Annotated in this window: 15 protein-coding genes; 8 read left to right on the forward strand and 7 right to left on the reverse strand. The window is 65.7% G+C overall.

Translation table 11 applies throughout. The features are described 5' to 3' along the window. Entirely contained in the window at positions 1-1,086 is a 1,086-nt protein-coding gene (locus J2T07_RS07810; RefSeq protein ID WP_306848758.1) for a PepSY-associated TM helix domain-containing protein, read from the forward strand. 202 nt (positions 1,087-1,288) lie between these two features. Next, positions 1,289-2,092 (forward strand): subclass B3 metallo-beta-lactamase, encoded by an 804-nt coding sequence (gene bla / locus J2T07_RS07815; protein WP_306848760.1) that lies wholly within the window; start codon positions 1,289-1,291, stop codon positions 2,090-2,092. A 122-nt stretch (positions 2,093-2,214) separates the two neighbouring features. Here bla and J2T07_RS07820 read toward each other — a convergent pair whose 3' ends face one another. Beyond that, a complete protein-coding gene (locus J2T07_RS07820; protein WP_306848762.1) occupies positions 2,215-3,111 on the reverse strand; it encodes an acyltransferase in 897 nt (298 codons plus the stop codon). 47 nt (positions 3,112-3,158) lie between these two features. Beyond that, positions 3,159-5,705, reverse strand: a complete 2,547-nt coding sequence (gene ligD, locus J2T07_RS07825; RefSeq protein ID WP_306848764.1) for a DNA ligase D — start codon at positions 5,703-5,705, stop codon at positions 3,159-3,161. Between the two features lie 141 nt (positions 5,706-5,846). Between ligD and J2T07_RS07830 the strand changes: the two genes are divergently transcribed. Beyond that, the gene (locus J2T07_RS07830) at positions 5,847-6,791 is read left to right on the forward strand and encodes a fimbrial protein (protein WP_306848766.1); all 945 of its coding nucleotides are present in this window, start codon (positions 5,847-5,849) and stop codon (positions 6,789-6,791) included. Here the strand turns inward: J2T07_RS07830 and J2T07_RS07835 are convergent. Further along, positions 6,782-8,359: a DHA2 family efflux MFS transporter permease subunit gene (locus J2T07_RS07835; RefSeq protein WP_306848767.1), complete on the reverse strand. Its 1,578-nt coding sequence runs from the start codon at positions 8,357-8,359 to the stop codon at positions 6,782-6,784. The two genes, J2T07_RS07830 and J2T07_RS07835, sit on opposite strands and share 10 nt — an antisense overlap. A 145-nt stretch (positions 8,360-8,504) precedes the next feature. On the opposite strand from J2T07_RS07835, the gene J2T07_RS07840 reads away from it, so the two are divergent. The 3 genes from J2T07_RS07840 (at position 8,505) to J2T07_RS07850 (ending at position 10,908) form a co-directional block, all read left to right on the forward strand. Then, on the forward strand, positions 8,505-8,984 hold the full coding sequence (locus J2T07_RS07840; RefSeq protein ID WP_306848768.1) for a VOC family protein: 480 nt from the start codon (positions 8,505-8,507) through the stop codon (positions 8,982-8,984). Between the two features lie 95 nt (positions 8,985-9,079). Beyond that, positions 9,080-10,546, forward strand: a complete 1,467-nt coding sequence (locus J2T07_RS07845) for an alpha-L-fucosidase (RefSeq protein ID WP_306848769.1) — start codon at positions 9,080-9,082, stop codon at positions 10,544-10,546. A 95-nt stretch (positions 10,547-10,641) separates the two neighbouring features. Beyond that, complete coding sequence (locus J2T07_RS07850) at positions 10,642-10,908, forward strand: DksA/TraR family C4-type zinc finger protein (RefSeq protein WP_306848771.1); 267 nt, start codon at positions 10,642-10,644, stop codon at positions 10,906-10,908. A gap of 10 nt (positions 10,909-10,918) precedes the next feature. Here the strand turns inward: J2T07_RS07850 and J2T07_RS07855 are convergent, their stop codons facing one another. Genes J2T07_RS07855 through J2T07_RS07865 form a run of 3 tightly spaced genes read right to left on the reverse strand, consistent with a single transcriptional unit; the run spans position 10,919 to position 12,974 of the window. Next, a complete protein-coding gene (locus J2T07_RS07855) occupies positions 10,919-11,536 on the reverse strand; it encodes a helix-turn-helix transcriptional regulator (RefSeq protein WP_306848773.1) in 618 nt (205 codons plus the stop codon). Between the two features lie 55 nt (positions 11,537-11,591). After that, positions 11,592-12,299 carry a DUF899 family protein gene (locus tag J2T07_RS07860; RefSeq protein WP_306848775.1) on the reverse strand — a complete coding sequence of 236 codons (708 nt, stop codon included), beginning with the start codon at positions 12,297-12,299 and terminating at the stop codon, positions 11,592-11,594. Between the two features lie 15 nt (positions 12,300-12,314). Continuing rightward, positions 12,315-12,974: a glutathione S-transferase family protein gene (locus J2T07_RS07865; protein WP_306848777.1), complete on the reverse strand. Its 660-nt coding sequence runs from the start codon at positions 12,972-12,974 to the stop codon at positions 12,315-12,317. A 146-nt stretch (positions 12,975-13,120) separates the two neighbouring features. Here J2T07_RS07865 and J2T07_RS07870 point away from each other — a divergent pair, with 146 nt between their 5' ends. Continuing rightward, positions 13,121-14,152, forward strand: a complete 1,032-nt coding sequence (locus J2T07_RS07870) for a L,D-transpeptidase (RefSeq protein WP_306848779.1) — start codon at positions 13,121-13,123, stop codon at positions 14,150-14,152. A gap of 11 nt (positions 14,153-14,163) precedes the next feature. Here J2T07_RS07870 and J2T07_RS07875 read toward each other — a convergent pair whose 3' ends face one another. Continuing rightward, entirely contained in the window at positions 14,164-15,066 is a 903-nt protein-coding gene (locus J2T07_RS07875) for a LysR substrate-binding domain-containing protein (RefSeq protein ID WP_306848781.1), read from the reverse strand. A 316-nt stretch (positions 15,067-15,382) separates the two neighbouring features. Between J2T07_RS07875 and J2T07_RS07880 the strand changes: the two genes are divergently transcribed. Continuing rightward, a complete protein-coding gene (locus J2T07_RS07880) occupies positions 15,383-16,993 on the forward strand; it encodes a S53 family peptidase (RefSeq protein WP_306848783.1) in 1,611 nt (536 codons plus the stop codon). Positions 16,994-17,389: the final 396 nt, after the last annotated feature.

Genomic DNA, 17,389 nt, shown 5'->3' on the forward strand with positions numbered 1-17,389 from the left:
ATGACGCCTTCGCCACGCCGCTTCCGCTCCGCGTTGAAGACCTTGCACTTGTGGCTGGGGCTCAGCCTGGGCCTGCTGCTGGCGCTGGTGACGCTCTCGGGCAGCGTGCTGTTGTTCGAGCAGCCGCTTTTCGCCGCGGGACATCCGGAGTTGGCGTCGCGTTCCTTGCCGGATCTCGCGACACAAGGCAGGTCGTTGCAGGCGATCCTCTCGTCGCCCGAGGGGAAGGGGTTGCGCGGGCTATCGCTACCCGATGCGGAACTTCCGGTGTGGGAAGCACAGGAACGCGGCGGCAACCGCAGCTATTTCGACGCGAGCACGGGCGAGCTGCTGTTGCGCCGGAGCAAGTCCGGAGACGGACTGCTTCTCCTGCTCGACTGGCATACGCACCTGTTGACCGGCGAAGTGGGCGAGACCGTGCTCGGCGTCGTCGCCTGTACGGGATTGTTCATGCTGTTTTCCGGTGCGTGGCTTTACTGGCCTGGGCGCCGGCGTGCGCTGAAGCACCTGAAGCCCCATGCGAATCCGCCGGTGTTGCGCTGGGCGAGTTTTCACCGTTTGGTCGGCGTCGCCGCGTTGCCCTTGCTGATCGTGATGATCGGCACGGGGACGACCATGGCCTATCGCGGTGCCGTGCGTAGTGGCCTTGCCGCCGCGTTTGGCGAGCCGGCGCCTGCGAAGCCACCAAGGATCGCGCCCACGGCGGCAACGATAGACTGGCCGGCCGTGCTCCGCGCCGCCCAGGCCGCGGCTCCCGAGGCGCAACTCACCCGCCTGACCCTGCCATCGAAGGACAACGGCAGCGTGGTGCTGCGCATTCGCCGCCCGGGCGAGTGGAACCTCGCCGGACGCAGTTCTCTGTGGATGGACCCCGGCACGGCGGCGGTGGTCGGTGGCGTGGATGCGACAAAACTCGGGCCGGGCGGCCGCCTCGCCGACGCGCTGTTCCCGATTCACTCGGCCGCCGTGGGCGGCATGACCTGGCGCGTGATGGCCTGCTTCACCGGCCTGCTTCCGATGTTCCTGCTGGTGACCGGATTCCTCTTCTGGCGTGCGCGCACGCGCCGGAGACCCCGCCTCCCCTGAGGTCCTCCACCCGAGAAAGCGGTTCGGCCGCGCGGAGCCACCTGAAAGCTGTCTCTATCCTCCGCAGGGTCGCCTCAACCCTCCGTGGGAGCCGCTTCAGCGGCGAAGGCGACGCCACGCGCCCGCAGTTCGCCCCGATATCGACTCGCTGTCGCCCGGTAGTCCCCTTTATCCTCCGTCCCATCTTTCAAGGGGACTCCACATGCGCCGCACCCTGCTCGCCATCGCCACCCTCGCCGCCTGCACCGCCTTGCCCGCCGTCGCGGCGAACAACGGGGACTGGACCACACCCGTGGCGCCGCACAAGATCTACGGCAACACGTATTACGTCGGCACCAAGGGCCTGTCGGCCATCCTTGTCACATCGCCCCAGGGTCACGTGCTGATCGACGTGCCGATGTCCGACAACGTCGCGCTCATCGAGGCGAACATTCGCAAGCTCGGTTTTCGCGTGGAGGACGTCAAGCTCGTCCTCAACTCACACGCGCACTTCGACCATGCCGGCGGTATCGCGCAGTTCGCGAAGGACAGCGGGGCGACCGTGCGCGCCACGCCTGCCGGTGCGAAGGAGATGCAGCTCGGCGGTGACGACGCCACCGATCCACAGCACGGCGAAGCGCCGCTGTACGCGAAGGTGGACGCTATCGGTGATATCAACGATGGCACCGTGGTACGCGTGGGCACGCTCGCGTTGACCGCACACATCACACCTGGGCACACGCCCGGCGGTACGGCGTGGACATGGACATCGTGCGAGGGCAAGGCCTGCAAGACGATCGCCTATGTCGACAGCCTGTTCGCCTTCTCCGCCGATGGCTATCGCTATAGCGACCATCCCGCGTACGTGGCGGAGTATCGCAAGACCTTCGATCGCGTCGCGGCGTTGCCTTGCGACATGCTGATCACGCCGCATCCTTCGCAAGGCGAGGGGAAGACGTGCGCGGCGTACGCGAAGGCCGGCCGCCAACGGCTGGACGAGAAGCTCGCCGAGGAAGCCAAGCCGTAAGCCTGCGTCGCCGCGGGAGCACCTTCTGCAAGGCTTTCAAGGTGAGAGCCGACCCTGTGCCGGCAAGGTTGGTTCTCACCGGGTATCCGGCCAGTCGGCTCTCACCGGCTTGGCCGGCGCATTTACAGGGGCTTTGCCAGCATGGTTGCGATGCGGGCGTCCTTCTCGGCCCAGAGCTGGTTCACCCAGGCCTGGAAGCGTTCGCGGAACGCGTCGTCGTTTTCGTAGTCGCCACGCAGCGAGGGAAGGATCGGCAGGCGGCGAACATGGATGCGGATCTCGCGGATCCGGCCTGCGATCATGTCCATCATCGTGCTCGGGCCTCCCGGATACACGATGGTGACGTCGAGCACCTGGCGGATCGCATCGCCCATGGCGTCGATCACGAAGGCCACGCCGCCGGCCTTCGGGCGCAGGAGATGGGTGTAAGGCGATTTCTGCGCATCGTGCTTGGCCTGGGTGAACCGGGTGCCTTCGGTGAAGTTCATGATCGATACCGGCAGGTGCCGGAACTTCTCGCAGGCACGGCGCGTGGCTTCGCGGTCCTTGCCGCGCAGTTCCGGCCGCGCTTCGAGTTGCTGCCGCGAATGGCGCTTCATGAACGGGAAATCGAGGGCCCACCACGCCGGTCCGAGCAAGGGCACCCAGATGAGTTCGCTCTTCAGGAAAAAGCGCATGAACGGAATCCGGCGGTTGAAGATTTTCTGCAATGCCGGAATGTCGACCCAGCTCTGGTGGTTGCACACCACCAGATAATTCTCACGCCGGCCGAGGTCCTCGATCCCCTCCACCTGCCAACGCGTGCGCGTGAATGCGCCGAATAGCCAGCCATTGAACCCCAGCCAGCTTTCCGCGATCCATACCAGCACGGCACCGATGGAGCGGCGCAGCGAAGCCAGCGGAACGACCAGGCGCAGCCCCGTCACGACGAACAGCGGCAGCACGTGGCATACCGTGCTGACGAACAGCAAGAGGCAGGCAAGAGGGACGCGCAGGAAGACGGGGAGTTTGGCGAACATGGACGGGCAGATGGGGAAGGAATGCCGAGTCTACAGCGCGCGGCGGGTCAGGCACCCAGCTTCTCGTTCACCGAGGCCAGGTCCTGGCGGACCTTGTCTATCCCATCCCAGGGATCCTTCTTCAACCGCGCCAGGCGCTTGGGTACGTTGCGAAGGTCGAACGCATTGCCGGATTTGACCTTGCCCAGCTCCTCCCAGCGCAAGGGAACCGCCACCGGCGCCCCCGGGCGTGAGCGCAGGGAATAGGAGGCCACCGCGGTGGCGCCGCGTCCGTTGCGCAGGTAGTCCACGTAGATCTTCCCGCGCCGGAAGCGTTTGGTGGCCGTCGCCACGAATTCCAGCGGATGCAATGCCGCCATCGCTTCCGCGAAGCCTCGGGCGAACGTCTTCACCGTGCCCCAGTCGGCGCCGGGGTTGAGCGGTACGACCACATGCAGCCCCTTGCCGCCGGTGGTGCGCAAGAAGGAGACCAGGCCGAGTTCCTCGAGGAATCCACGCACCATGCGGGCCGCCGCGACCACCCGCCGCCAGTCCACGTCTTCGCCGGGATCGAGATCGAAAACCACGCGGTCTGCCAGGTCGGGCGAGCCCACGTGGGAGCCCCATGGGTGGAATTCCACCGCGCCGAACTGGACGAGTTCGATCATGCCCGCCTCGTCACGCGGATACAGATACACCGCCTGCGCGCCCGTTTCTTCTTTCAGTTTCGCCGTACCCACATGCTCCAGTCCGGCCATCACGTGCTTCTGGAAGAAGCAGGGCGAGCCGATGCCGCCCGGGCAACGGATGGTCGAAGTGGGCCGGTCGGCGATCGCCGGAAGCATCCATGGCATGACGGTCCGGTAGTAATCCACCACGTCCTGCTTGGTGATTCCATCGTCCGGGAAGACCACGCGATCGGGATGGGTGATGACGATCGCATCGGCGCTCGCCCTGGCCGGAACGCCCCTGGTCTTCGCCTTCTTCTTCGCCGGCGCCGGTGCGGCGCGGTCGGAATCGCGCAGGTCCGCCGGCGACTTGTCGACGCGCAATGCCTTCAGGCTAGGCTGGCGCAGCAGGTTCTGGTTGCCGATGCCACGGTAATAGACCTCCGCGACCGCCGTCGGCGGCACCCAGAGCGCACCGCGCAGGGCAGGGTCGATCTGCCCGATCTTCACCGTCGGCTTTTTCGTTCCGCCCTTCGCCAGCGTCTCGCCGAGCGAGCGCAGCATCTGGTCCGTGAAGCCTGTGCCGACGCGGCCGACATAGGTCCAGCCGCCTTCCGCATCCGGACGGGCCAGCAGCAGCGACCCAAAGACCAGGCGGGAACCTTTCGCCGGTGTGTAACCGACCACGGCGAATTCATCGCTTTCGAGCCGCTTGATCTTCTGCCAGTCGTCACCGCGTCCTGCGTGATAACCACCGTCCGCGCGCTTGGAGACGATGCCCTCAAGCTTCTGTTCCATGGCCATGGCGAACACCTCGTCGCCGTGGCCGACGTGGTGTCCGCTATAGGCGAGGTGCGCGGGTGCATGCGCGAGCAGGCGCTCCAGCAGCGCCTTGCGTTGGTAAAGCGGCACGCGGGTAAGGTCATAGCCCTCCAGGTAGGGCAGGTCGAACAGCATGTACACCAGTGGTGCTTGCGCTTCACCCGACAAGGTCCGTTGCAGGGCGTTGAAGTCGCTGCGCCCTTGCGCGTCGAGTGCGATCAGTTCGCCGTCCAACCGCAGGCTGTCCAGGCCGAGACTTTCGATGGCTCCGACGATTTCCGGCAGGCGATCTTTCCAGGGCAGGGCATTGCGCGACCAGAGCATCACCTTGCCCTTGGCCACGCTCGCGAGGATCCGGTAACCGTCCCACTTCACTTCGTGCAACCAGCCGTCCCCCTGAGGCGGAGACTCACGAAGACGGGCGAGTTGCGGCGCGAAGAAATCGTTGCTGGCTCGCGCCTTGCGGGCGCCATCCAACGCGGCCGCCGCCTTGGCGAGGGTGGCGGCCGGAACCTTGCGCGTCTTCGGCGGCGCTTTTTTACGCGAGGTGGATTTCTTCGCCGCGGCGCGCAGCCCGGGTGTCGTCGCCGCGCGGCGCGTGCTCTCGCGCATTCTCGCGTCCAGCAGGTCGTCCGCTTCCACATCGCCCGCGTAGGCATCGTCCGCCTTGATCAGGAACCACGTGGGCTGTCGCTCTTTCTTCGCGCCACGCACGAGATGCCATTCACCCTTGAGCCGCTTGCCGAACAGTTCGAAGGTGAGATGGCCCTTGCGGATCTGCGCCTCGGCGTCGCCTCGCGTCGCCCATACGCCGCGATCGAACAGATCGACGTGCCCCTTCCCGTAGCCTTCCTCGATGTCGCCCTCGAAGCTGGCGTAGGAGACCGGATGGTCCTCCACTTCCACCGCCAGCCGCTTTACCTTGGGGTCGTAGCTGGGTCCCTTGGGTACCGCCCAGCTGCGCAGCACATCACCCACCTGGAGGCGAAAATCGAAGTGCCGGCGCGAGGCATGGTGCAGCTGCACGACGAAGATGGCGCGGCCGCTGCCGAGGGCGGAATCGTCCGGCGCGGGTTCGCGGGTCTTCGCGAAGTTTCGCTTGCGGCGGTAGTCCTGCAGACTCATGCGCCGATGGTTGGCGAGGCCGGGTGAACGCGCCGTGCAATGCAGACGCACACTGTCATCGCATTTTCAGATTCGTCGTATGGGATGCGTGTCCGTCGCTGGGCAGACTTCCAAGACATATGTCCCCAGGGAAGCCGCTCCATGTCCTTGCCATCCACGCACCGGTTCATCGTCGTCGCCACCGTCCTCCTTGCGGCAGGCCAGTCGCAGGCGGGATGCCTGGGCCATCCGTCCCAGGGCACGCCGCAGCCGCTTTCCTTCGGTACCGTCGAGGCGGCGGTGGATGCGGCACCGCGAACCGTGCTCGCGGAGCGTGTCACCACCGGTTGGAATTCACCCGGCTTCAAGTGCTTCAAGCCGACGCGTACCGGTAGCCTGGGTGTTTTCGCAACCCCCAGCGCTCTGGGAGATGGAATCTACGACACCAACGTGCCCGGCGTGGGTATTCGAATCCAGTTTCACCACAGCGGCCAGGGTGACTTCGTCGTGCCGTATAGCTCACCCAGTCAATGGAGTTTCGACGGCAAGCTGAGCAATGCGCGATTCACGGTGCAACTCATCAAGACGGGGCCGATCCGCGAAGGCGGGTCGCTGACGAGGGGCACCTTGGCCCGGGCCGGCTACGACGGCCATGCCCAGGTATGGACCGATCTGCTCGATGCGCGCGTGGAGCCGCAGCGGCCTACCTGTGCCTTTGCCTCGCGCCGCCTGGTCTTTCCGATCGGCAAGGTCGAAGGCGGGACCCTCGCCGTGGCCGGAAGCAGTCATTGGGCCACGCAGCAGCTGGTCGCCACGGGATGTACCCATGCCACCCAGATACTCCTGACCTTCGCCGGAGCGGCCGACGAGACCGACGCCTCCCTGTTCAAGCTCACCGGTAGCGGTGCCGCGACGGGTGTCGCCGTGGAACTTCGTAGCGACGATCCGGACGCCCAGGCCATTCCCAACAGCGTCGCTCCGCTCATACTGAGCGCGGTGCAGGAAGGCCGGAATTACGGTTTCCGGGCGCGCTACCGCACCACCGGCAAGCCACTCGCCCCCGGGTCCGCGAATGCCAGTGTCACGGTCAACGTCGCCTACCGTTGAAGGTCGCCATTGACGGAAGCCCTGGTCGCTTGCCTACCGCTCAAGCCGAGCGCCGCCACCAGGGCCGAGAGTACCGACAGGCCCGCCGAAAAGAGCATGACCGCACGGAAGCCCGCGATGAAGGATTCCCCGATCACACGGCGCGCGTCGGCGTTCGCGACTTGAATTCCGGCCAGCTTGGCGCGTTGCGCCACGATGTCATGCATGGTGTCGCTGTCCAGGCGCAACGTCGCCAGCCGGACATCCAGGGTGGCGTTGAACACTTCGGTCAGCATGACGCCGAACACCGCGATAGCCAGCAATCCGGCGGTGCGCGATATCGCATTGTTGACACCCGAGGCGGTGCCGGCCAACGAGGGGTCGAGAGCGTTCATCACCGTGGTGGTGAGCGGGGCGACGACGATGCTCATGCCCAGCCCGAGCACGCAACTGGCCGGAAAGAACGTCGTCCAATAGCTTGCACCGACACCGGGCAGCGCGTACAGGACGAAGCCGGCGGCGGCCACGAGGGGGCCCACCATCAACGGCAGGCGAGCACCGACGCGATCGACCAGTTGGCCGGTCCAGCGCGACAGGGCGAACATGATCGCGATCAGGGGCAGCAAGGAGGCGCCCGCGCCGGTCGCGCCGTAGCCTTGCACCTGGATCAGGTTCAGGGGAACGAAGAACAGGCTTCCGCCGAGCGCTGCGTATAGCAACAGGGTGAGTGCGTTTGCCGCGGAGAAATCGCGGTTGCGGAACAGGTGCAGCGGCAGCATCGGCGTGGTCGTGCGGCGTTCCACCAGGATGAAGGCGACAAGTGCCGCCACGCCCACGCAGACTGAGCCGGCGACCGACGGGGCGGACCACCCGCGCTGCGGCCCTTCGATCAGTGCGAACACGACGCCCGCCAGCCCCAACGTCGCCAGGACGGCGCCGCTGGCGTCGAGTTGGCCACTGGCGAGGCCGCCACGGCTCTCGGGTACCCGCCACCAACAGATCGCCACGAGTGCCACGCCGAGCGGCAGGTTGATCAGGAAGGCCCAGTGCCAGGACACATGCTCGACCAGGTATCCGCCGAGCACCGGCCCGGCCGCCGCCGTTATCCCGCTGAAGGCGGACCAGGTGCCGATGGCCGCACCCCGTCGCTCCTTGGGAAACGCACTGCTGATGAGCGCGAGGCTGCCGGGTACGAGAAGAGCGGCACCAAACCCCTGGATGGCGCGCCCACCGATAAGGGCGGCTATGTCCGGTGCTCCCGCGCAGACCAGCGAGGCCAGGGTGAATACCGCTGTGCCGATCATGAACACGCGACGGCGCCCGAAGCGATCGCCGAGTACACCGCCGACCAGCAGCAAGGCGGACAAGAGCAGGGCATAGGCTTCCATCACCCATTGCGCGTCCGCCGTCGTGGCGTCCAGGGCTTTCTGGATCGCCGGCAAGGCGACATTGACGATCGTGCCGTCGACGAAGGCCATGCCCGACCCGACGATGGCGGCGACGAGGGTCCAGCGGCGCGCGACATCGCCGCAGTCGACGGCATCGCCGCTGGCCGCGCGGTCGCAGGGATGGGGGCCGAGAGGGGTCATGGCGGGCAGCCTAGCGCGTCGGCGGGGGTAACGCCTTGCATGGCACCGCCCGGGAATTGTCGATTTGGCGTATCTCCGTTCGACGAACGAGGACAAGGCCGCTGTTCCGTGACCCGCTCAAGTCCACCGAACGCAGGAGAATCCCATGTCCCATCGTTTCCAGCGCATCACGCCGTTCCTCTGGTTCGACACCGAGGCCGAGGAAGCTGCCAACTACTACGTCTCGATCTTCCCCAACTCGCGGGTGGTCGGCACGACCCGCTATACCAAGGAGGTATCGGCGGCATCGGGCCGGCCAGAGGGCTCGGTGATGACGGTTGCCTTCGAACTGGACGGCCAACCCATCACCGCGCTCAATGGCGGGCCGGAGTTCACGTTCAACGAGGCACTTTCCCTCGTCGTCCACTGTCACGATCAGGTCGAGATCGATCGCTTCTGGGAAAAGCTATCGGCCGGGGGCGACCCGGGCGCACAGGCCTGCGGGTGGCTGAAGGACAAGTACGGCTTGTCGTGGCAGGTGGTCCCCGAGAATATCGAGGAGCTGGTGCAAAACCCCGGCTCCGTCGCGGCCCTGATGCACATGACCAGGCTCGACATCGCCGCGATGAAGGCGGCGGCGACCTGACCGTCGCGCATACCCGGAGGTGTGACGCGGTCGCGTTGACATGAGAAGCCCACGCGGCGAGAGTCGAATGTCACACCAGCCGGGGAGTGGGTCCATTGAATCGACGTGAGTTCGCGAAGGCGTTGGCCGCGGCCGGGGCCTTCAGCGGTGGCCTCTGGCCTGCGGTACGGACGATGGCGGCGACGCCTCCCCCCTTGGCGGGGGATCGCGTGGCGGTGGACCCTGACCGCCTCCTGGCCCTGCAGCAGGCCTTCCTCGATCTCCGTTTCGGCATGTTCATCCACTTGAACCTCGCCACTTTCGAGGAACGGGAATGGGGCGATCCCACGTTGTCGCCGAAGCTGTTCGATCCGAAGCATCTCGACACCGACCAGTGGGCGCGCGCCGCGAAGTCCGCCCACATGGGCTACGCCTGCCTCACCACCAAGCATCATGACGGCTTCTGCCTGTGGCCGACCCGGACCGGCAGCGCCAACGTCATGCAGTCCTCGTATCCGCACGATGTCGTGCGCCGCTACGTCGATTCGTTCCGCAAGGCGGGACTCAAGGTCTGCCTGTATTTCTCCATCCTCGACCTGCGCCAGGACATCCGCGCACGCACGGTCACGCCGGAGAAGATCGCGCTGATCAAGGCGCAGATCACCGAGTTGCTGACGAACTACGGTCCGCTCACCGCGCTGATCCTCGATGGCTGGAATGCATCCTGGTCGCGCATCTCGTACGCCGAGTTGCCGTATCGCGAGATCTACGACCTGGTGAAGTCGCTGCAGCCGGACTGCCTGCTCACCGACCACAACGCCGGCAGCTATCCCGGCACGGCGCTCTACTACACCGACATCAAGCAATACGAGCAACACGCCGGGCAGAAGATCCCGCCGGACAGTCCCGTTCCCTCGCAATCGGGAACGACCTTGCAGAGCGACTGGTTCTGGAAGAAGGCCTATCCCACCTCGGAACTCGCCGCGGCCAAGACCATCGTCGACGAATGGCTGAAGCCGTTCAACGACAACCACTGCAACCTCATCCTCAACGTGGCGCCGAACCGTGACGGCCGTTTCGACGACAACGCCGTGGCGCGGTTGGCCGAGATCGGCAAGCTATGGAAGAACGAGGGGCCCGCACCGAAGATCGGCCGCTCGGTGACGATCACCACGCCGGATCTCGCCGCCGGCAAACCGGCATGGGCCAGCGCGAGCGACGAGGCCGTGGGCCCGGACCAGGCGTTCGACGATAACTTCCGCACGTACTGGCTTGCCGACCGCGGCAAGAACGAGGGCTGGATCGAAGTGCGCTTCGATGCGCCGGTGTCGTTCAATACCTTGTCCATCGTGGAACCGCTGCACGACGAGGACTATGGCGATACGAGCCGTATCGCGTCGTACAAGGTGGAAGTCGAACGCGACGGTGCGTGGGTGGAGGTGGTCTCCGGCACGAAGCCCGCGCACTACCAGTTCCACGAGGTGGCTCGTACGACGGCGAAGCGCGTCAGGCTCAGCGTTGCCGGAAGCCAGCCGGGTATCACGGAGTTCGGTTTGTACGATGAACCGAGGGTGGCTGGCTGACGCCGAAGCGCCGTCGGGATGGCGCTTCACGCCTTTAAAACCAAAGACTTGCCACCATGTTCTTGCGTCTGAGCCAACGCGCCGGGAGGTGACCCATGGCAACCGGATGGGCGGGCGATACCGCCGTGCAGGACCAGATCGACGCCACCGTGGACGACGCGGTGAAACGTGCCCGTAGCCGCCTTGCGAAAGGGCCGAGCCTGGAGCGCTGCGAGGAGTGCGACAAGCCGATTCCCGAAGCCCGCCGTAAGGCGGTGCCGGGCGTACGCTTGTGCGTGGTGTGCCAGGAAGCGGCCGATCGCGAAGAAGCGGCGTTCGCCGGTTACAACCGCCGCGGGAGCAAGGACAGCCAGCTGCGTTGAAGGCGCGGACTCACGAGGCCTCGCGCACCACCTTGAGCGTTTTGTACAAGGTGGCGCGGGACAGGCCCAGGAGCTGGGTGATGTACGCGACGGCGTTGCGCACGTCGAAGAGACCGCGGGATTCCAGCGCCGCGACGACCGCTTCGCGATCGGCGAGGCTCATCGCCGCGAGCGTGGTGCCGCGATCGACGAGGAACTGGCCGACGACGTCGTTGATCTCTTCGCGCCAATCGCCGCGAAACAGTGCCGAAGGCCGTTCGCTGGTGTCGGCGAAGCGAAGGAAATCCCTCGAGACCGATTGCAGGGTTTCGAACATGCTCACATCCAGATTGATGCAGAGCAGCCCCACGGGCTTGCGCCGGCCATCGCGCACGACGGCCGTTACCGACTTGAGCGAGCGTCCGTCCCCGTTGGTCTTCGCATAGGGTCCGATGACCGGCGTATCCAGCGACATGACGTCACCGGCATCCGTCAACGACGCGTCGCCTGGTTCGCGGCGGGACAGGCGATTGGCGATGTGACGGATGGTGCCGGTCGCCAGGTCGTGGATCACCACCTCCGCATGCGGACGGAGCAGGGCGGCGATCGCATCGGCGACCGGAACGAAGGTGGAAAGGTGATCGGCCATGCACGGCATGATCCCTGTGCCGATACACCAAGTCCAGCCTGGACGTTCTGTGTCGTCAGCCCGGATAGTCCAGGCTGGGGTACCAGGTGGGCCTGCGTCCTTCCGGTGTGCAGTCGATCACCGTCCACAAGGGCATGAGGTCGGGCGCACCGCGCGGATCTTCGCCGGGGTCGGCTGTCTCGAAGCCCATCTCGCCACCCCAGAAGTGACGGATCACGCCGTCGCGCCAGGTATACACGTTGAGTGCGGGCTCGTCGCCACCTTCCTTGCCGATCGCGTGGTAGTCGCGGCTGAATTCACCGTTGGCATCCGAATAGAGCTTCAGGTGCCGCCAGCCGCGTTCGCGAGCGAAAGCCTGCATGCGTTCGTAAGGCGAGCGTGAAATCACGGCCAGCGCCACGTTCTGCTCCATGTCGCACGCCTCGCCGTCCCAGGCGCTGAGCAGGGACGTGCACATCGGGCAGGGCCGTTCGCGTTGCGGGCCGAACATCCAGCTATACGTCACGAGGGTGTTCTTGTCGCCGAACAGCGCGGCGAAATCGACCGGACCATGCTGGCCGATGAAGTGGTAGTTGCCGCGCACCTCGCCGCCGGGCGGGAGGGCGCGGCGCTGCACGGCCACGCGTTCGATATGCCTGCGCAGTTCGATTTCCTCGGCGAGCAGGGCATTGCGCGCCGCGCGGTACTCGGCGCTTTCGTTCGGCATGCGGTACGTATTGCGCGCGGCCAGTTCGGTGGCTGGCACGAGGGTTGGGGCGGTCATGTCGGTCTCCTTCGGTCAATCGCGGTCGGGTGCGCCCAGAGGAAAGAACGGACGATAGACGCGGGCCTCGTCGACGGCGCGGGCAAACGAGGGGCGGGCGAGCAGGCGCCGGCGGTACGCGTGCACGTGAGCGAATCGCGGATCGATCGCGTGGGTCCAGTCCGCATAGAAAAGGAAGGGAGCGGCCCCGCAATCGGCCAGGCTGAAGCGGTCTCCCACGGCCCATTCGCGGCCGGCCATGTGACGGTCGAGCCAGGCGTAGGCGGTGTCGAGCATCGCGCGCGCCTCGGCCACGCCATGTGCGTCGTGCTTGCCCTCGGGGCGCAATGCGTCGAAGACGATCCGCTGCTGCGGCGTCGACACGTAGTTGTCGAAGAAGCGGTCCATGTTGCGAACCTCGAGCGCCGCCTCGCGATCCTCGGGGAGCATCGGCGCCGGGCCGGGGTGGTGGAGGTCCAGGTATTCGATGATGGTGCTGGCTTCGGTGACGGTGCGCTGGCCATCGACCAGGACCGGGAACCGCTTCAGTGGCCACAGATCGGCGAACTCCGCATAAGTCTCGGGGTGCTCCGGCGAAAGGAGCTTCCACTCGAACGGCGTGCCGTTCTCGTAGAGGGCCACCAGGGCTTTCTGGCAGTAGGACGAGAACGGGTGGGCGTAGAGCTTCAGGGTCATCGGTGCACCTGGGTTCGTGGGAGGCTTTCCCTTTCGTCGAACGAGGAAGCTTGAATTCGACATGAGAGCCAAATCGCGAACGATCCATACTCGCCTGGGTACACCGGCTCCGATTAATCTCGAGCCATCTGGATCAGGAGCCGCCCATGAAACGCTTGCTCGTCGGCCTCGCGCTGTCCCTCTCGCTCGCCTCGTCGGCCATCGCCAGCGTGCCCATCTGGGGCGCGAAGCAGTCGAGTCCGGCCGATACCCCGCCCTCGGCGTTGAAGCCCGGCGAGTGGATATGGGGCGGACGGGGGGCTTCCCCGGGTCCCATGGCGGTGATCGTGAGCCTCACCGAGCAGAAGGCCTATGCGTACCGCAACGGCATCCTCATCGGCGTTACCACGATCAGTACCGGCAGGAAGGGCTACGAGACGCCCACCGGGGTGTTCACGATCCTGCAGAAGGACAAGGACCACCATTCCAAGAAGTATGACAACGCACCCATGCCGTACCAGCAGCGGCTGACCTGGGATGGCGTGGCCCTGCATGCGGGCGGCCTTCCCGGCTATCCGGAATCGCACGGTTGCGTGCACATGCCGACCGAGTTCGCGAAGCTGCTGTTCGACGCGACGAACATGGGCATGACCGTGGTGGTGGCCGAGGAAGGCACGGCGCCGGTGACGGTGGTGCATCCCACCGCCGTCATTCCCATCGACCCCCGCAATGGTGCCGACCTGAACCTCGAGCCGCTGGCCGATGGGCAGCTCTACCGATGGACGCCGGAAGCCTCGCCAACCGGACCGATCTCCATGGTGCTGAGCGTGGCCGACGGCCGGGTCATCGTGTTCCGCAACGGCATCGAGATCGGCCGCAGCCAGGTGCAGGTGCGCGATCCCCTGGCCGGGACGCATGCCTTCATCGTCGCTTCCGGCTACATGCCCGACGCGCCGCAGCGATCGGGCCTGCGCATGCCGAACTGGATCACCATCGGCATTCCCGGGCATGGCGATGAAGCGGGCAAGGTGGTGGACGAGGCGCTCGTGGATCGCGTGGCCGTGCCACGTGAGTTCATGGAGAAGGTTCTGCCCTTGCTCTCGCCGGGTTCGGTGCTCCTCGCAACCGATGAAAGCATCCAGCCCGCGAGCACGGGGCCGAAGGTGCAGGTGATCGACTCGAATCCACCCGGCGTCTGAGTGCGGCGTCCTCAGCGGTCGAAGCCGTGCTCCCCGATCGCCTCGGCAAGATAGGTGACGAACGAGGCGATGCGCGCGGAGATGGCCGTGTTGCGGTAGTACACCGCATTGATCGGCTGGCGGAGCTCGGCGATGTGCTTGGACAACACGGGTACCAACGTGCCCGCCTCGCGGTCGCCGCGCGTCATGAAATCGGAAAGGCAGACGATACCGTTACCTTCGAGTGCGAGCTGGCGCAGCGTTTCGCCACTGGACGAACCGATGGTGGGCTTGATGCGCACGCGTTCTCCGCCCTCGTCCAGCAGGGGCCATTCGTTGAGCGACTCCGGCTCCGTGAAACCGAGCAACGCGTGCTTGCGCAAGTCCGATACCTTGCGCGGCCGTCCGTGCCTGGCGAGGTAGGCCGGACTGGCGAGACAACGCACCTGGCTCGTGCCGATCGGCCGGGCATGCAGGGTGGAATCCTTCAGCCGCCCGATGCGCAAGGCCACGTCGGTGCGGCGTTCCAGCAAGTCGATATAGCCTTCGCTGCTGTGCAGTTCCAGTTCCACGTCGGGAAAGCGTTCGCGGTAACCCGCTATCAAAGGCACCACCACGTGCAGCATGAAGGGCGATGCCGCATCGATGCGAAGGCGCCCGGCCGGGCGGCCGCGCCGTGCCGCCATCTGTTCTTCCGCGTTCTCCACCGCCGCGACGATGTCGCGGGCGCGTTCCAGGAAAGCCTCGCCTTCATCGGTAAGCTCGAGGCGACGGGTGGTACGGCGAAGCAGGGTGGTCTTGAGCTTCTGTTCCAGTCTCGCCAGCGACCGGCTCGCCGCGGACACGGTCTGCTCGAGCTGCTGCGCGGCGGCCGTGATGGAGCCGGTATCGACCACCGCGATGAAATTCTGGATCTCGTCGAGGGTGATGTTCATCGTTGCGCCTGTCGCAAATACCTACGGTTATACACCGCTTTCGGAGAAAAAAAGAAAGCGGGTCAACGCGACACGTTGCCGCAAGAAAGTGCGAATGAACAAACGCATTACGAACAGGAATTTTCCTGATGCCGACCCGCCGATTTGCTGTGCTAGCGTCGTTTTCGGGGAGCGGTGCTTTGTCGTCGAAACGGAGTTCGCCGGGGGGGAATGAAAACGGAATGACAAGGGGCCGAGCTGCCAGCGTCCGGTGACAACGTCACTGGAACCACATATCCCAATCGGGATTCGGCTCAACTTACGGGAGAGACGTTTCATGCAGATGAAGAAATCCTCGCTATGTGTGGCGATGAGTGCGGTGCTGGGTGCGTTCGTGTGTGCGCCCGCCATGGCCGCGGGGGCGGCGACGGCGTGGGCGGTCACGGCCACGCGCGCGCACGAACTCGCGGCGACGGCGACAGCCGCCGACCTGGCGGACGCTGCTACGCCGGTCCATATCGAAGTGGTGTTGAAGGTGCAGAACCGTTCCACGCTCGACGACTTCATCGCATCGGCGCATAACCCGTCCAGCCCGATGTTCCACGCGACGCTGCAACCGGCGGATGCGGTCGCCATGTTCTCGCCGAGCGACGACCAGGTGCAGGCCGTGGTCGCCTACCTCGGCAAGGCCGGCTTCACCAACATCAGCGTTTCTTCGAACAAGCTGCTCGTTTCTGCGGATGGCAACGCGGGTGCCGCGCAGTCGGCCTTCGCCACGCGTCTGGTCAAGGCGCAGGACGCCGAAGGCCGTGCCGCCTACGCCAACATCGACGACGTCAAGGTGCCCGCCGCACTCGGCGACTCGGTACTCGCCGTGGTGGGTTTGCAGACGGTGAACCACGCACACACCATGATCAAGCCCGCCGACCGTATCGGCACCAAGGCCACCACCGGCGTGACCGGCCACAATCCCACCACGTTCCCGACCATCTACAACGTGGGCAGCACGCCGACGGCGGCGACGGTCACGGTGGGCATCATCAGCGACGGTGACATGACCCAGCCGTTGAAGGACCTGACCAGCTTCACCACCGCCAATGGCCTGCCCGCGGTGAATACGCAGGTGGTCGTGGTCGGGGCGGCGGGAACCGATACCAGCGGCACGCCCGAGTGGGACCTGGACAGCCAGAACATCGTCGGCATGTCGGGCGGCGTGAGCAAGCTGATCTTCTACGCGGCGAATTCGCTCAGCAACAGCGCGCTGACGGCCGCGTTCAACCGGGCGGTGAGCGACAACCAGGCGAAGGTCATCAACGTCTCCCTGGGCGAATGCGAGACCAGCGCCTACAACGATGGATCCATGGCGGCGGACGACCAGATCTTCGCGCTGGGCGTATCGCAGGGGCAGACCTTCTCGATCTCCACGGGCGATTCCGGTTCCAACGAGTGCACCAAAGCGCCCCGCGGCACGACGCCCAGCTATCCGGCGAGTTCACCTTATGTGGTGGCCGTCAGCGGCACGACGTTGAGCACCGGTACCGGCAACAGCTGGGCGGGCGAGACCCTGTGGTCCAAGGCCGGCGGCAGCCCGAGCACGGTGGAGCCCAAGCCGAGCTGGCAGACACAGGGAGGCGGGACGACACGCGACGTCGCCGACGTGGCGTTCGATGCGGACCCGAACTCCGGTTCGATCATCATCGTCAACGGCAGCAATGCGCAGTACGGCGGCACCAGCCTGTCCGCACCGCTGTTCGCCGCCACCTGGGCGCGCATGCTCGCCGGCCATTCCACGCTCGGCTTCGCCGGTCCGCACCTCTACCAGGTACCCTCCAGCGTCTATCACGACGTCACCTCCGGCAGTAACGGCGGCGAGACGGCCACGGCGGGCTGGGATTACGCCAGTGGCTTCGGCAGTGCGATCGTGAGCAACCTCTACAGCAACCTCTAACCGCCAGCGGAAACCGGCGGTAACGACGGGGCGCACGCGCAAGCGGCGCCCCGTTTTTTGTGGTGGGAGCCGACCTTGTCGGCGATGGGTGCTTGCGGCAACCTGGCCCGCTGCCGCGGGATCGCCGACAAGGTCGGCTCCCACCAGGTCTCCCACCAGGTCTCCCACCAGGGTTTCCCTTCCCGCGCGATTTCCGTGCGCAGGAATTTACGCCGAATTTACGCGGGCCAGGCCGCGCCTTACACCGAAGATATCCGGCGATTTCGATAATTCCGCAGTTCTTCTCACTTGGGTGAACCTGTGGAAATCCTCTACGTCCTCCTGATCGTCGTGCTCACCGCGGCGACGATCGGCTTCCTCATGATCTGCGACCGGCTCGGTCGCCGCTGAGGGTGC

The organism is Luteibacter jiangsuensis, from assembly GCF_030812295.1.
In the GTDB taxonomy this organism is placed as follows: Bacteria; Pseudomonadota; Gammaproteobacteria; order Xanthomonadales; family Rhodanobacteraceae; genus Luteibacter; species Luteibacter jiangsuensis_A.

Coding starts and splice junctions, on each gene's coding strand:
- J2T07_RS07865 (WP_306848777.1), bottom strand. CDS start 12,974: ATGACCCTGAAGCTCTACGCCCACCCGTTCTCGTCCTACTGCCAGAAA.
- J2T07_RS07835 (WP_306848767.1), bottom strand. CDS start 8,359: ATGACCCCTCTCGGCCCCCATCCCTGCGACCGCGCGGCCAGCGGCGAT.
- J2T07_RS07870 (WP_306848779.1), top strand. CDS start 13,121: ATGAAACGCTTGCTCGTCGGCCTCGCGCTGTCCCTCTCGCTCGCCTCG.
- J2T07_RS07855 (WP_306848773.1), bottom strand. CDS start 11,536: ATGGCCGATCACCTTTCCACCTTCGTTCCGGTCGCCGATGCGATCGCC.
- J2T07_RS07840 (WP_306848768.1), top strand. CDS start 8,505: ATGTCCCATCGTTTCCAGCGCATCACGCCGTTCCTCTGGTTCGACACC.
- J2T07_RS07875 (WP_306848781.1), bottom strand. CDS start 15,066: ATGAACATCACCCTCGACGAGATCCAGAATTTCATCGCGGTGGTCGAT.
- J2T07_RS07860 (WP_306848775.1), bottom strand. CDS start 12,299: ATGACCGCCCCAACCCTCGTGCCAGCCACCGAACTGGCCGCGCGCAAT.
- J2T07_RS07820 (WP_306848762.1), bottom strand. CDS start 3,111: ATGTTCGCCAAACTCCCCGTCTTCCTGCGCGTCCCTCTTGCCTGCCTC.
- J2T07_RS07810 (WP_306848758.1), top strand. CDS start 1: ATGACGCCTTCGCCACGCCGCTTCCGCTCCGCGTTGAAGACCTTGCAC.
- J2T07_RS07830 (WP_306848766.1), top strand. CDS start 5,847: ATGTCCTTGCCATCCACGCACCGGTTCATCGTCGTCGCCACCGTCCTC.
- J2T07_RS07850 (WP_306848771.1), top strand. CDS start 10,642: ATGGCAACCGGATGGGCGGGCGATACCGCCGTGCAGGACCAGATCGAC.
- ligD (WP_306848764.1), bottom strand. CDS start 5,705: ATGAGTCTGCAGGACTACCGCCGCAAGCGAAACTTCGCGAAGACCCGC.
- J2T07_RS07880 (WP_306848783.1), top strand. CDS start 15,383: ATGCAGATGAAGAAATCCTCGCTATGTGTGGCGATGAGTGCGGTGCTG.
- bla (WP_306848760.1), top strand. CDS start 1,289: ATGCGCCGCACCCTGCTCGCCATCGCCACCCTCGCCGCCTGCACCGCC.